Raw genomic sequence first — 14,421 nt, 5'->3', positions numbered from 1 at the left:
AGTTCTAGCTTGGTCGCTGAACCAACTACCGGAGACCTCTTCAATTAGCGACCACCGCCACGCCCCAACAACGACGCCTACGAAACACCGCCTAGTACGAGCAGCTCACCGTCCGTGACTCGTCGCTGGCGGCGGCCGGGTCGTGCGGCTCAGCCGCGCAGGCAGAACGGGTGGCCGGCCGGGTCGCGCAGGACACGAAAGCGTTCCGGCGCCGGTTGTTGTCTTTCTCTGACGGCTCCGAGTTCGATCGCCCGCGCCTCGGCGTCATCGAGGTCATCGGGGCCGTCGACGGCCAGGTCGAAGTGGATCTGCTGCGATCGTTCGCCGGTGGGCCAGGTCGGTGGCCGGTAGTCGTCGACGCGAACCGCGCCGAGGTAGAGCGGACCCGCCTTGACCGCACAGAAGTCCGGGGTCTGGACCGTGACCTCACCGTCCAGCATCGCGGCCCAGAAGCGGGTCAGGTCGGCTGGGTCCGGGCACTCCAGGTTGATCGCAGCGATGTGAGCTACCGGCATGGGTCCTCCAAGGAGCGGGTTCGTCAGGGGCCGACAGTGACCTACCCTAACACCCAAAACGACGCGTCACTCTCTTTTGGTTCAAGCCGTCCGAGAGGGAGGCCGGCCGGCATCACGGACGCCGGTCGAGCGTCCACGGACCGGCGGAAGCCGGTCGGGTCACGCTCGTACTAGCCCTTGATGATCGCCATCAACGCGTTGGTGAAGGGTGCGGGATCCAGGTCGCCACGAATCGCCAGTTGCAGGCTGTAGCTGATGCTGAGGGCCACGAACGCTTCGGCGATCTGCCCGGCCTGCGGGCGCCGGGAGTCGGGCACCAGCTCGGCAATCGCGGCCCGCATCGCGGCGAGTTGTCTCTGCACAACGGCTGCCAGCAGTGGTGATACCGCGGCCTCGGCATAGATCTGGGCGACCAGCCGGGCATGATGGGTGTCACGGGCCCGGGCCCGGACATGGTCGAGGAAACCACCCACGGCCTCGGCGGTGAGCGCCCTCGGCAGCGCTTCGGTTCCCTGCTCGCAGACCGCGATGACGATCTCATCCTTACTCGTGAAGTACCGGTAGATCGCCCCGTTGGAGAGCCCGGACTCGGTCACGATGTCGGCCATCGACGTGTGGGCAAAGCCGTGACTGGCGAACCGAGCCCGGGCGGCATCCACGATCTGCTGGCGGCGTGCGTCGAGATGAGCTTGACTGACCTTAGGCATAAAAGAGTGAACCCTCGCTTTATTTGCTACTGTCGGAAGCCTACCTCACCGCACTGACCCTCAGGAGCCACCGTGCGCTACCAGACCTTCGGCCGTCTGAGCGGACTGCGTGTGTCGCAGTACGCGCTCGGGACGGCGAACTTCAGCACCTCGAACACCGGCGCCGGCCCCGAGGCCTCCCGCCAGATCTTCGAGGCCTTCGTCACCGCCGGCGGCACCACGTTCGACACCTCCAACCTGTATCAGGATGGACAGGCCGAAACTGTGCTCGGCGGGCTGCTCGGGCCTCAGCGGGACGACTTTGTGATCATCACCAAGTACAGCGGGACCAGGCAGGCCCAGCCCCGCCCGGGCACGACCGGCAACAGTCGCAAGATCATGGTCCGGTCTCTCGAAGCGAGTCTGCGCCGCCTGAACACCGACTACGTCGACGTCTTCATGCCGCATTTTCCCGACGGCCTCACCCCGATCGAGGAGATCCTGGCCGGGTTCGACGACCTGATCCGCTCCGGCAAAATCCTGCACGGCGCCCTGTCGAATTTCCCGGCCTGGCGGGTTGCCGGCGCCGCCGTCCGCGCCGACCTGCGCGGCCTGGCCCCTCTGGTCGGCATCCAGACGGAATACAGCCTGGCCGAACGATCTGCCGAGCGGGAGCTACTGCCGATGGCGCAGGCTCACGGTCTGGGCGTGGTCCTCTACTCCCCGCTGGCCGGCGGACTGCTCACTGGTAAGTATCGGCAGGGTGAACAAGGCCGGCTGACCGCCCGGGGCGACGCGATCGAGGGCAGTGCCCAGCGCACCGCCATCGTCGACGCCGTACTGACGATTGCCGAGGAACTCGGCGTCAGCGCGGTCCAGGTCTCCCTGGCCTGGCTGCGTAGCCGGGCCGCACTGGCCCCCACGGCCCTGATCCCGATCGTCGGCCCGCGCACCCTGACTCAACTGGAGGAGTACCTGAAGTCGCTGCAACTCGACCTCAGCGATCAGCACTATCGACACTTGGACGAGGTCAGCGCCATCCGGCCAGGAACCCCACACGAGGACGTCACCGCCGCGCTGGATCATGGTTTCGACGGTGACCGCACTCTGGTCGACCCTTCCCCCGTTCCCGTCATCTAGTGCCCTGACCACAAACGTTCGCCGGGTTGGTTAGGCGGCCTTGGCTGCGGGGTGGCCCGGGGTCGCGGTCAGGTCCGGCTGCGGCAGGAGGCGGCGGCAGCAGACGGACACGTCGCCTCGGAGGCGCGAAGCCAGTCAGAGCAAGGGTCACGTCCACTGCCGCCAACCATCAGCCCATCACGTACGGGCCAACCCGGCCAGCCTCACCGTCGGTCCAGGACGGCGTTTCCCGCACCCTCGGTGGCTGTCACCCGCAGCAAGGCCAGCGGGACGTGGTGTTGGCCGGCATGGATGTCGCGGTCGTGCAGGCTGCCCTGTGCCACGGGGCGCGGGAACGAGATCTTGACAACGTTGAGCTCGGGGATCCGGTAGATCTGGACGGTGTCCGCCGCGACGCCGTAGAGACGCGCGATCACCGGCGCGTTCAGGAATTCGGGATCGCCGACGATGGCGTAGCCGGCCGCGTCGCGCAGGAACACCTCCATAGTGACCCAGAAGGGGCCGGCGTTCTTCGACCGGACCTCGAGTGCGAGGTCCGCAACGGTCTCAGTCATCGGTGTCCTCCGGAACGTTGATGCGAAACAGGCTGGTGGGGGAGTCGACGTCGACGACATGGTTGAGGACGAACTCGTACGCCGCTCCGCGTTCGGTCTCGGCGGGCGAGGTCGCGAAGGCGAGGCTGGGGAGGTAGTCCATGTCGGGGGTGGGTAGGTGCAGCATGAGCGGGTTGGCTATCTTCGCGATGGCGGTGGCGGTCTGCTGGTCGGCGGCGTTGACCAGGAGCATCACCCCGACCTCGCGGGGCGGTCCGGTGGCCGGGTCGATGGCATCCAGGACGGCGTTGTAGCCGTAGAGGCGGATGTCGAAGGCGTACTCGTCGGGGTTCAGTCCTAGCGCGTTGGTGACCCACTCACCGATCATCCGGCGCAACAGCGCGGCCCAGGTGGTGATCTGGCCGAGGATGTGGGGGTCGCGGATGGCGGTGAACGACATAGTCTCGTAGCCGGTGATGCGCGAGCCCTCGAGTTTGATGGTGTGCTGCGCGGCGGGTTCGAAGCGGGAGCCCTCCACGCGTACCCGTCGGTCGTCCAAGGCCCGGTAGGTGGCGTCGGCGACCACGATGGTGCCCGCCGGTTCGCGCATCGAGAAGGGGTCGACCGTCTCGTAGAGCATGTGCGCGGCGACCGAGGTGGTGGTGCAGGCGACGGCGGGGTCGAGCGGCTCGATGGTGAAGCCGGTGGCGTCGATGGTGGCGAGAACGCCACCGGCGCGCGGGTTCGTGGTGCACTGCCCGCCACATTCGACGATCTTGGCGGCGTGCCAGGTCGGGCCGGCCGGCATGCCGGCCATCAGCGGATAGGCGGCGGCGATGGCGGTGTCGGTGGCGCGTCCGGCCAGAACCACATCGGCGCCGGCGGCCAGCGCTTCGGCGATCGGCTCGTGGCCCATCATCGCGACGATGTGCTCGCAGCTCTCCAATGTTGCCAGGTCGAGGTCGCCGGCCGGCGGCAGCGGGTGCACCCGGCCCTGGTCGAGGTGCCCCTTGAGGTCGCCGGCCTGCTGCTCGCTGTAGATCGTCGCTACCCGCAGGTCAAGGTTCTCCTCGGCCAGGATCTGGCGGGTGATGCCGGCGACCCAGTCGACGCCGGAGTCGGTGCCGCTGGTGCCGCAGGAGCCGATGATCAGCGGGATGCGGGCGGTGGCTGCCGCACGCAGCAGCAGCCGCAGGTCTCTGGCCACGGCTGCGGCGGCGGTCTTGGCGATACCGGAACCGAGGTAATAGGGGCCGGAGTCGGTGGAGCCGCCGTCCACGGCGATGACGTCGGCGCCGAGGTCCAGGCCGCGAGTGACGGTCTCGGGCGGAAATCCGGCGCCGAGCATGCCGGTCGGCGCGAGGACGCGAACGGAGTCGCGGCGTGCGGTCATGGTGGTTCCTTCCATGGTCAGGTGAGGGTGGCGGCGAGCGCGCGGCCGGCCTGGCGTCCGGAGAACAGGCAACCGCCGAGGAAGGTGCCTTCCAGGGCGCGGTACCCGTGCATTCCACCGCCGCCGAACCCGCTGACCTCGCCCGCGGCGTAGAGGCCGTGCACCGGCTGCCCGGTGCCGTCGAGCACCCGGCCGTCGAGGTCGGTGTGCAGGCCGCCGAGGGTCTTGCGGGTGAGCACATGCAGGCGTACGGCGATCAGCGGTCCGGCGGCGGGATCGAGCAGCCGGTGCGGCGGCGCGGTGCGCATCAGCCGGTCGCCGCGGTATCGGCGGAAGTTGCGGATCGCGGCAATCTGCATGTCCTTGGTGAAGTCGTTGGTGAGTTGTCGGTCGCGCGCCTCGATCGTGCGGCGCACGTCGAGCGGGTCCAGCAGCGGCTCGCCGGTGAGGGCGTTCATGCCCTTGACGAGTTCGTCGAGGTCGTCGGTCACGACGAAGTCGGCGCCGCGGCGCTTGAACGCCTCCACGGGTGCCGGCGCCCCGGCACGGAGGCGGCCCAGGACCTGACGAACGCTCCGGCCGGTGAGGTCCGGGTTCTGCTCCGATCCGGAGAGCGCGAACTCCTTCTCGATGATCTTCTGGGTGAGCACGAACCAGCTGTGGTCGTATCCGGTCGAACGCAGGTGGGCGAGCGTGCCCAGGGTGTCGAATCCGGGGTAGAGCGGCACCGGGAGCCGGCGGCCACGCGCGTCGAGCCACATCGAGGACGGGCCGGGCAGGATTCGTATGCCGTGGGAGGCCCAGATCGGATCCCAGTTCTGTATGCCCTCGACGTAGTGCCACATCCGGTCCGGGTTGATCACGGCGCCGCCCGCGCCCGTGGTGATGTCGAGCATTCGACCGTCCACGTGCGCCGGGACACCGGTGATCAGGTGAGCGGGCGGCGTCCCGAGCCGTTCCGGCCAGTTGCGGCGTACGAGGTCGTGGTTGCCTCCGATGCCGCCGGAGGTGACCAGGACGGCCTGCGCCGTGTAGGCGAAGTCCTCGGCCGGGACGCGGGAACTGGCGGTTCCACGGGGAGCGTCGCTGGGCTCCAGAATCGTCCCGGCCGCGCCGGTGACAACGCCGGCGCGAGTGGTCAGCGTGTCGACCCGGTGGCGGAACGCCAGCCGGACCTGACCGCGCTCGGCGGCCTGCCGCACGATCGCGATGAACGGCTCGAGCACGCCGGGACCGGTACCCCAGGTGATGTGGAAACGCGGCACCGAGTTGCCGTGCCCGGTGGCGTCGTAGCCACCGCGCTCGGCCCAGCCGACGATCGGGAACAGCTTGATGCCCAGGCTGCGCAGCCACGAGCGTTTCTCGCCCGCGGCGAACGAGACGTACGCCTCGGCCCAGCGCCGCGGCCAGTCGTCCTCGGGCCGGTCGAACCCCGCGCTGCCCTGCCAGTCTTGCCACGCGAGGTCCAGGGAGTCGCGGATGCCCATCCGGCGCTGCTCGGGCGAGTCGACCAGGAACAGCCCGCCGAACGACCAGAACGCCTGGCCGCCGAGGCTCTGCTCGGGCTCCTGATCGAGCAGTAGGACGGATCGACCGGCGGCGACCAGCTCCGCAGTGGCGACCAACCCGGCGAGGCCCGCCCCGACCACTATCACGTCCGCTTCTGCTGTCCTGTTGGTCATGCCAGCTCCCGTACTGCGGTTACCGAGTGGGCGGGGCGGCCATCGAGGGCGGCGACCAGTTCCTTGGCACCCTCCATCCCTGCGGCCAGCCGCGCCTCGGCGGTCTGCCCGGCCATGTGCGAATAGACGGTGATGCCCTCGACGCCGCGCAGGACGCTGTCGGCGGGCAGCGGCTCGACGTCCACCACGTCGAGAGCCGCGCCGGCGAGGCGGCCGGCGCGGACGGCCTCGGCGAGGGCTGCCTCGTCGATGATCGGCCCTCGTGCGGTGTTGATCAGATGTGCGCTGGGCTTCATGCGTGCCAGCGCTGCGGCGTCGACGAGGTGGCGGGTGCGCGACGTCAGCGCGGTGTGCACGGATACGAAGTCGGAGTCGCGAAGCAGCTGGTCGAGCGTGACCTGGATCGTCGGCGCGGCCAGGCTGCCGGTGCACAACACCGTCATGCCGAAGGCCGAGGCGAGCGGTGCCACCCGCCGTGCCACGGCACCCCGCCCGATCAGTCCGATGGTCTTGCCGCGTACCTCGTGGCCGGCGCGGCGGGGCCAGCCACCGGCCGCGACGTCGGCGGCCATCGGCACCAGATGCCGTGCCTGGGCGAGCAGCAACGCGATGGTGTATTCGGCCACCGCGTTGCTGTTGATCCCCGGCAGATTACTCACGCTGATGCCGAACCGGGCAGCGGCGGCCACGTCGACGGTGTCGTAGCCGGCGCCGGTGCGCACGATGGCGCGCAGGCTCGACGCCTGCCGCAGCACCTCCTCCGTCATCGGCTCGTTGGCGATCAACGCGCCGTCGACCCCGGCCAGGGCGGCGATCAGCTGCTCGGGCCGGCGAGGTCCCCGCATCGGGTCGTGCCGGGTCGTGAAACCCCGCCCGGTGAGGTATGTGTCCACCTCGTCGCCGGGGGCGAGGTAGTCCGTGGTGATGAGAACGGTCGGCATCGAATTCCTTCGTGTCAGGACAGGAGAGCGGTCGTGCGGCGTCGTTGCAGGCGGCCGAGGTACACGACGACGAGGACGGCAAGCGCGGCCAGTGCCGCGATGTCGAGCAGCATCCCGGTCCAGCCGGTGAGGTCGACCACGGCGCCGATGATCGCCGGTCCTCCGAAGCCGCCCAGGTACCAGGTGACCGCGTACAGGCCGGTGTAGGTGCCGAGCACCCGACTGGACGGCGCCATGTTCCACAACGCCACCGCCGCGTTGATCGTGAACGCGGCGGCGCCGACGGCGGCGAGGCAGAACACGACGACGGTCCCGGTCGGGGTCCGCACGATCGATCCGGCAGCCATCGCGACGGCGAACAGGGCCATGCCCGCGCCGATGGTACGCAGTCGCCCAAAGCGCTCGGCGCACAGCGCCGCCGGGAAGGCGGCGAGCAGGTAGGCGACGCCGCTGGGCAGGCTGAGCCCGCCCGCCTCTCCACGCGTGAGGCCCAGAACCTCCATGCCGTACGGGGTGATCAGCGAGCGCGAGGCGAACCATGCGCCACCGAAGAGCAGAACGGTCAGCAGGAGCAGAAGTCGTCGGCGGTCGCGATCGGTGACCAGGTCCGCGACGATCCGCCGGAACGGCACGTCCGTTCCGCCGTTGCTCGCGGTGGCGTCCTCGGCCAGGGCGGCTTGATATGCCGCTGATCGGTTGTCACGCACCTTGAGGATCAGCACCCCCGTGACGAGCAACAGGATCACCGCCGGGATGACGAACGCGCCGCGCGGATGCTCGTCCACCACGAACAGGCTGATCAGCGACGCCACGATGATGGTCAGCGAGGTCGCGATCTTCACGACGGCGTTCGCCCGGCTTCGCCGCTGTGGCGCGATGAAGTCCGGCACCATCGACTCGGCCAGCGGACGGATCGTGTTGGCGACCAGCGCGTAGAGGACCATCACCACGACGAGCGTGGCGAGCGACGTGGTCCAGGGGAGGAGCAGGAAGAGCAGGGCGGCCACCGGCATGCCCACCGCGAGGTACGGCACGCGGCGTCCCCACCGGGTACGGGTGTTGTCCGACCGGTTGCCGATCCAGGGTTGGACGAAGATCCCCAGCAGGTTGTCCATTCCCATCAGGAGACCGACGACCGCCGCGCTCGCGACGTGGTCGCGTAGCAGCGCGGGGACCTGGTTGTCGTAGAAGTTCCAGGTCGACTCCTGCGCGAACAGCACCAGAGCGATGAGCAGCGTGATCTTCCGGTGGGACACCGCGCTGTCGCGGACCTGCGTTTCGGTCATGTCACCTCCATGTGTCCGGCGTCACGCTAATTTGCTGTAGCAAACTCGTCAATAGTTGCAACAGGCTTTGCTGTGTCATGGGTTAGAGTCCGAACATGACCGTTACCGAGACGCTCGCCGACCAGGCGTACCGTCACGTCCGCACCGCCATCGCCACCGGCGACCTCGCCGCGGGGGAGAAGGTGACCGAGCGGGGCATGGCCGAGCGGCTCGCGATCAGCCCGACGCCCGTCCGTGAGGCGCTGCGCCGCCTGGAACTCGACGGCCTCATCGAACGGATCGGGCCGCGTACCGTTCTGGTGGCCGCGATCCGCGACGCGGCCATCGACGACCTCGCCGAGGTGGAGGTCGGCCTGCGCGGCCTCGTCGCCCGGTTCGCCGCCCGGCACGCCACCGCCGGTCAGCTCGACGCCCTGGACGCGATCCTCGACCGGGCCGACGACCTGCTGATCCTGCTCAAGGAACGACACCGTCACGGGCAGGCGGTCGACCGGCACCTCGCCGAGCTGCTCGACACGATGCAGGAGTTCAACGACACCGTGAACGCCTGCGCCCACAACCCCGTCCTCGTCCGGATGCTCGAGCAGAGCCGCGTGTTCTCCCGCCCCCAGCGCCGGGAGCTGCTGCTGCGGAAAGTGGCCTCGGACGACACGTTCGGCCTGGAGCGGTACACCAGTCACCGCGCCCTCGTCCGGGCCCTGCGCGCCGGCGACTCCGCCACCGCCGAACGCCTCGCCACCGAGGACGCGCAGGGTGGTCTCGCCGCGCTGAGGGAGACGGCGTGACGTCACAGCGCATCGCCGTCATCCCCGGGGACGGCATCGGCAAGGAGGTCGTACCCGCGGGGATCGAGGCGTTGCGCGCGACCGCCGACCGGTTCGGGTTGAGCCTCACCTTCGACAGCTTCGACTTCGCCAGCGCCGACTACTGGCAGCAGCACGGCACGATGCTCCCGCCCGACTGGGAGGAGACACTGCGTGGCTACGACGCCATCTACTTCGGGGCGGTCGGCTGGCCGTCAGTGGTGCCCGACCACATCTCCCTGTGGGGTAGCCTCCTGCAGTTCCGGCGGGTCTTCGACCAGTACGTGAACCTGCGCCCCTGCCGGCTCATGCCAGGCGTCCGCAGTCCGCTGGCCGGCCGCGAACCCGGCGACATCGACTTCGTCGTCGTCCGGGAGAACACCGAGGGCGAGTACTCGAGCGTGGGCGGTCGCATCTTCGAGGGCACGGAGCGGGAAACCGTCCTCCAGGAGACCATCATGACGCGCGTCGGCGTCGACCGCGTGCTGCGCTTCGCCTTCGAACAGGCGCTCCGCCGCCCGAAACGGCACCTCACCTCGGCCACCAAGAGCAACGGCATCTCCATCTCCATGCCCTACTGGGACGAGCGGGTGGCCGCGATGGGCGAGCAGTTCCCCGACGTACGTCTCGACAAGTTCCACATCGACGCGCTTGCCGCACAGTTCGTGCTGCACCCCGAATGGTTCGACGTGGTCGTCGCCAGCAACCTGTTCGGCGACATCCTGTCCGACCTGGGCCCGGCCTGCACCGGCACGCTCGGCATCGCCCCGAGCGCGAACATCAACCCCGAGCGCGATCATCCGAGCCTGTTCGAGCCGGTGCACGGCTCCGCGCCGGACATCGCCGGTAAGGGCATCGCCAACCCGGTCGGCCAGATCTGGTGCGGTTCGATGATGCTGGAGCACCTCGGTCACCCCGAGGCGGCAGCGCACCTGCTCGGTGCCGTCGAGGACGTCCTGGCGTACGGTCCGCGGGAAGCCCCGCTCACCCCCGACCTGCACGGCACCGGCACGACGGCGGAACTGGCCCACGCGATTGCCGAGCGCGTGCGCGAGTCCTGATCGTCGATCCGCATCGCGCTGTTCGCGCTGGAGGAACTCGCCGACGCCGACGCCGACTCCGTCGCTGGTCGTGCCGGCAGGGACGCCCTGGCCGCGTTCGCTGACGCCTACCGCGAGTACGCCAGGGAGCACCCGGGCCGGTATGCGGCCGCCCGACTCCGGCTCGGTCCGGAAACGGCGGCCGCCAGCGCTGGCGTCCGGCACGCCCAGATGGCCCGGGCGATCCTGCGGGGCTACGACTTGGACTCGCCGGACGCGACGCATGCGGTCCGGATGCTGGGCAGCGTCCTCCACGGCTCCGTCAGTTTGGAGCTGGCCGGTGGTTTCGAACACAGCGCCCCCGCTGCACAGGAATCCTGGGACTGGATCGTGGATTCGCTCGACTCGCTGTTACGCAACCGCAGCACTACCTGACCCGGACAACTGTCGCACCGCCGCAAGCGGCTCGCTGCGCCGATGAACACCGAGATTCGGTCGAAAGGCTTGAGGCAATGACCACCGAACGCCAATGGATCACCCCGGTCACCGCGGACCTCCTGCGCGGCTTTGTCGACGTGGAGGTGACCGCGCGCGGTCTGCTGCCGCATCGGCTGACCACCCAGGCGCGCCGGCAGATCCCCGACGACCAACTGGCCATGGCTGAGGCCCAGCCCTCCGGCGTGCGGCTGGCGTTCCGTACCCGGGCCACCACGATCGAACTGGACACGCTGCCCACCAAGCGGGTCTACCAAGGCTTCCCACCCCCGGCGGACGGCGTCTACGACCTGCTGGTCAACGGCCGCCTGGCCGCGCAGGCCTCGGTGCCCGAGGGCAACGTCCGGACCGTTACCGACATGTTCACCCAAACCTCGGTGCTGACCGAGGGGCCGGCCGGCACCGCCCGCTTCGCGGATCTGCCGGCGGGTGAGAAGGACGTCGAGATCTGGCTCCCACACACCGAGATCACCGAGTTGATCGCGTTGCGCACCGACGCGCCCGTTGAGCAGGCCCCGCCCAGCGGGCGCAGGACGTGGCTGCACCACGGCAGTTCCATCAGCCACGGCTCGAACGCCGCTCATCCCAGCGCCATCTGGCCGGCCCTGGCCGCGGCTGAGGGCGGCGTGGAGTTGGTCAACATGGGGTTCGGCGGGAGCGCGCTGCTCGACCCGTTCACCGCCCGCGCGATGCGCGACATCCCGACGGACCTGATCAGCCTCAAGATCGGCATCAACATCGTCAACAGCGATGTGATGCGTCTGCGCGCCTTCACCCCTGCGGTCCACGGGTTCCTCGACACTGTCCGCGAGGGGCATCCGACCACACCACTGCTGGTCGTGTCCGCCATCCTGTGCCCGGTTCAGGAGGACACGCCCGGCCCCCTCGCACCGGACTTCGAGGGCGGGACCCTGCGGTTCAAGGCCACGGGCGATCCGGCCGAGCGCAGCGCCGGGCGGCTGACGCTCACCGTCATCCGTGACGAACTCGCCCGGATCGTCGAACAGCGCACGGCCGACGACCCGAACCTGCACTACCTCGACGGACGGGACCTGTACGGCGAGGCGGACTACGCCGAACTCCCGCTACCCGACGAGGTCCATCCCGACGCTGCTGGACATCGCCGTATCGCCGAGAACTTCGCGCGGCTCGCGTTCGGCGACGGCGGCCCCTTCGCCGCCAAGACCGGCTGACCGTGTGGGGTGCGCCGAGCAGTGACGGCCACACGCCGGTGTTGCTCGGCGCAGTCCGTGCCGCGTTGTCCCGTTCGGCTCGCGCGTACCCTCCGTCGCGATCCCGACTCGTGGCGCTGGGCTGTTGGAAGCTCGATGGCGCGAAGGAAAAGGGTTGGATCGGTGGGAGACGTCGGGCACCTGTTCCTCCGGCAACAGCGGCTCGATCAGCGCCCACTGGGCATCGGTCAGGTCGGAGGGGTAGCCACGAAGCGCAGAGACCGCGTTATGACCGGAATCCACCTGGTCGCGGTAGCTTGGTCGCAAACACGTAAGAAATGGTCCATATGGCAGATATGATGGTTCGTGGTGGCGACAGCTTTGCCTCGCCTGAAAACAACTCGGATATCGACGCCCGGCGCGACATCACGATCGCCACCGATTTCGACCAGCCCTGAGCGCTGGCCGCTAGCTCTTGCTGATCGTCAATACTTGACTGGAAAGCGATCATGATCGCGACTTTGAAGGGTTTCACCCAGCAACTGGTGCCGGTTAATGGCATCAAGATCAACGCTGTCACGGGAGGCTCAGGTTCGCCGATCCTTCTGTTTCACGGCTGGCCGGAAACATGGTGGGGATGGCACAGTGTGATGCCGCTGCTGGCCGAGCATTTCAGCGTGGTGGCCATCGATCTGCGCGGCGCGGGATTTTCAGACTGCCCGCTCGACGGCTATGACAAGGCGACGATGGCGCGCGACGCGCACGAAATCATGGTTGCCCTTGGGCATGAACGCTACGCCGTGTGCGGACATGACATTGGCGGAATGGTCGCCCTGCCGCAGGCCGCCACCTATCGGGAGGCCGTTACCCACCTGGCCGTCCTCGACGTTCCGCTTCCCGGCTGGACCGGATGGGAGGCGTCGATCGCAGGGCTCTGGCACTTCAGCTTCCATATGAACCGGGATCTACCCGAGCGGCTGATCCATGGCCGTGAGTATGACTATATCTCGACCTTCATGTCTGAGCGGTTCTACGATCACAGCACCTTCAATCCGGCGGACATCGAAATCTACGCGAAAGCGATGGCGCTTCCTGGCCGCACCCGCGGCGGCATGGAATGGTATCGGACCCTCGCCGCCGACCATGCAGCCGCGCTCGAGTACAAGAAGCAACCGATCGAGATGCCGGTGCTAGGTCTCGGCGGAGATCAGCGCTTCGGTGCGCAGATGGTGCCGATGCTCAAAGAGTTTGCCAGCAATGTGACGGGCGGCTCGATTGCGCGGTGCAGCCACTATCTCGCGGAGGAACGGCCGGATGAAGTAGCGGCCGCCCTGATCGAGTTCCTCGAGGCCAAGTGAAACTCTGCGACCGCGCCGTCGTGGGCCGGGCGGATCGCGACACTGCGGGCAAGTTGCGCCCGCACCTATCCCGATCGATCGATTAGATAAGAAAGGAAACTGTCATGACCGCACCTGTCATTCGCGGCGTTAACCATATCGGCATCACGGTGCCCGACATCGAGGCCGCAAAATCGTTCTTCATGGAAGCTTTCGGCGGCCAGGTGATCTATCAGTCCTTTGGGCCGGATGATCCACCTCGGCAGGGACCCGAATTCGAGCGGGCCGTTGGCGCTTTCCCGGGTACGGTCGTGCGTGCGCAGGCGATGGTCAAGATCGGAACCGGACCCGATTTCGAGCTCTTCGAAATGCACGGTCCCGAACAAGCCCAGCCGATCCGAGCGAGCGACTTCGGAATCACGCACTTCGGTCTCTACACCGACGACATCGACGCATCGGTTGAGCGCTTCGAAAGGGCCGGAGGCACACCACTCACCGCTCCTCGTGCTATTCCCTATACAACCGAAGAAGGTCCTGGAAACAGGGTCTGCTACTGCCGCATGCCCTGGGGTACGACGATGGAATTCATCACCACTCCGGACCGCATGCCCTATCATGACCAGACGGATGTGCGCAGGTGGCAGGACGAGGACTGAGTGGGACGCGAAAAGGGATCCGCATCAGTCAAGTGCCTCGGATAACTCGCGCCTGAACGCATGGAACTGGCACCTCGAAATGCCGAGACTGCGAATACGCACACGCCCTGCTCGGGCGGCCGTCTGGTGACCGAGAGACTGCCGTCGGGACATCTTCCATGCTGAAGGGGAGTCGGTCGCGATGCGAGAAATCAGCGATGAGTTCTTCTTTACTATGGCAGAAGTTTCTGGTGCTCTTGTCGGCACGCTTCTCGTCGGAGTCTTCTTCTACCTCGACTCCGACCTGCACAAGACCCGAAAGGGCTCAGCTGCGGCCGACCGCTACATGCGCTCGGGAGTGCGGTGGATCTTCTTGGTCTCGGCCGTGCCGCTCATCGTGTCGCTCACACTCGCCGGCCTGGAGCCGATCTGGGGTGCTCTTACTTTCATCGCGCTCTCGGTCGTGCTGCTTGCCTCAACTGCCGACACGACCTACCGCACAGTCGCTCGCGGCGGCTCGGCCATATCAACCGCGTTCGTTGTCAATGAAGTCGCCACCACGGCAGCGGTCGTCGTCCTTGTCACGCTGCCCTGGGTGCTTGGTGGCTGGGTGCCACCGCCAGCTGCCTTCGTACCCTCGCTTCTGCTGGCCTTGGGATCTGGCTTTTTCAGCATTGTGGCGCTCGTCATGACCCTCTTCGGGCCGGCCCGGCATGACGACGCCCCTGCATAGCGCCCGCCGTGCGCTCGTGCAGGCTTCGCC

At 67.9% G+C, this 14,421-nt stretch carries 15 protein-coding genes; 8 read left to right on the top strand and 7 right to left on the bottom strand.

Features of this window, described 5'->3' with window-relative positions; genetic code table 11:
* Positions 1–149: 149 nt before the first annotated feature.
* Complete coding sequence (locus ACGFIQ_RS29640) at positions 150–515, bottom strand: VOC family protein (RefSeq protein ID WP_330438273.1); 366 nt, start codon at positions 513–515, stop codon at positions 150–152.
* A gap of 170 nt (positions 516–685) precedes the next feature.
* Positions 686–1,174 carry a TetR/AcrR family transcriptional regulator gene (locus tag ACGFIQ_RS29635; protein WP_357567890.1) on the bottom strand — a complete coding sequence of 163 codons (489 nt, stop codon included), beginning with the start codon at positions 1,172–1,174 and terminating at the stop codon, positions 686–688.
* 120 nt (positions 1,175–1,294) lie between these two features.
* Here ACGFIQ_RS29635 and ACGFIQ_RS29630 point away from each other — a divergent pair, with 120 nt between their 5' ends.
* Positions 1,295–2,341, top strand: a complete 1,047-nt coding sequence (locus tag ACGFIQ_RS29630) for an aldo/keto reductase (protein ID WP_330438271.1) — start codon at positions 1,295–1,297, stop codon at positions 2,339–2,341.
* A gap of 203 nt (positions 2,342–2,544) precedes the next feature.
* On the opposite strand, the gene ACGFIQ_RS29625 is transcribed toward ACGFIQ_RS29630, so the two are convergent.
* From ACGFIQ_RS29625 to ACGFIQ_RS29605, 5 genes are read right to left on the bottom strand one after another with little or no spacing between them, the layout of a single operon-like run.
* Entirely contained in the window at positions 2,545–2,895 is a 351-nt protein-coding gene (locus ACGFIQ_RS29625; protein ID WP_330438270.1) for a DUF4387 domain-containing protein, read from the bottom strand.
* Positions 2,888–4,267, bottom strand: a complete 1,380-nt coding sequence (locus ACGFIQ_RS29620) for an acyclic terpene utilization AtuA family protein (protein WP_330438269.1) — start codon at positions 4,265–4,267, stop codon at positions 2,888–2,890. The genes ACGFIQ_RS29625 and ACGFIQ_RS29620 overlap by 8 nt, the downstream gene beginning before the upstream one ends.
* A gap of 17 nt (positions 4,268–4,284) precedes the next feature.
* Positions 4,285–5,949, bottom strand: a complete 1,665-nt coding sequence (locus ACGFIQ_RS29615) for an FAD-binding dehydrogenase (protein ID WP_330438268.1) — start codon at positions 5,947–5,949, stop codon at positions 4,285–4,287.
* The gene (locus ACGFIQ_RS29610; protein ID WP_393248774.1) at positions 5,946–6,890 is read right to left on the bottom strand and encodes a phosphoglycerate dehydrogenase; all 945 of its coding nucleotides are present in this window, start codon (positions 6,888–6,890) and stop codon (positions 5,946–5,948) included. The genes ACGFIQ_RS29615 and ACGFIQ_RS29610 overlap by 4 nt, the downstream gene beginning before the upstream one ends.
* 14 nt (positions 6,891–6,904) lie before the next feature.
* The gene (locus tag ACGFIQ_RS29605; protein WP_330438266.1) at positions 6,905–8,176 is read right to left on the bottom strand and encodes an MFS transporter; all 1,272 of its coding nucleotides are present in this window, start codon (positions 8,174–8,176) and stop codon (positions 6,905–6,907) included.
* A 95-nt stretch (positions 8,177–8,271) separates the two neighbouring features.
* Between ACGFIQ_RS29605 and ACGFIQ_RS29600 the strand changes: the two genes are divergently transcribed.
* From ACGFIQ_RS29600 to ACGFIQ_RS29570, 7 genes are all read left to right on the top strand, one after another.
* Complete coding sequence (locus ACGFIQ_RS29600; RefSeq protein WP_330438265.1) at positions 8,272–8,961, top strand: GntR family transcriptional regulator; 690 nt, start codon at positions 8,272–8,274, stop codon at positions 8,959–8,961.
* Positions 8,958–10,040, top strand: a complete 1,083-nt coding sequence (locus tag ACGFIQ_RS29595; protein ID WP_393248773.1) for a tartrate dehydrogenase — start codon at positions 8,958–8,960, stop codon at positions 10,038–10,040. Before ACGFIQ_RS29600 ends, ACGFIQ_RS29595 begins: the two co-directional genes overlap by 4 nt.
* Before the next feature lie 6 nt (positions 10,041–10,046).
* A complete protein-coding gene (locus tag ACGFIQ_RS29590) occupies positions 10,047–10,454 on the top strand; it encodes a TetR-like C-terminal domain-containing protein (RefSeq protein WP_393248782.1) in 408 nt (135 codons plus the stop codon).
* 77 nt (positions 10,455–10,531) lie between these two features.
* Positions 10,532–11,707 (top strand): GDSL-type esterase/lipase family protein, encoded by a 1,176-nt coding sequence (locus ACGFIQ_RS29585; protein WP_393248772.1) that lies wholly within the window; start codon positions 10,532–10,534, stop codon positions 11,705–11,707.
* Positions 11,708–12,195: 488 nt separating this feature from the next.
* On the top strand, positions 12,196–13,044 hold the full coding sequence (locus ACGFIQ_RS29580) for an alpha/beta fold hydrolase (protein WP_393248771.1): 849 nt from the start codon (positions 12,196–12,198) through the stop codon (positions 13,042–13,044).
* A 104-nt stretch (positions 13,045–13,148) separates the two neighbouring features.
* On the top strand, positions 13,149–13,679 hold the full coding sequence (locus ACGFIQ_RS29575; RefSeq protein ID WP_393248770.1) for a VOC family protein: 531 nt from the start codon (positions 13,149–13,151) through the stop codon (positions 13,677–13,679).
* Positions 13,680–13,860: 181 nt separating this feature from the next.
* Complete coding sequence (locus ACGFIQ_RS29570) at positions 13,861–14,391, top strand: hypothetical protein (protein WP_393248769.1); 531 nt, start codon at positions 13,861–13,863, stop codon at positions 14,389–14,391.
* Positions 14,392–14,421 lie beyond the last annotated feature (30 nt).

It is taken from the genome of Micromonospora sp. NPDC048898 (assembly GCF_043198035.1).
Taxonomy (GTDB): domain Bacteria; phylum Actinomycetota; class Actinomycetes; order Mycobacteriales; family Micromonosporaceae; genus Micromonospora.
Note: the sequence above shows the minus strand (reverse complement) of the source record. Positions and strands in the feature narration are given on the sequence as shown.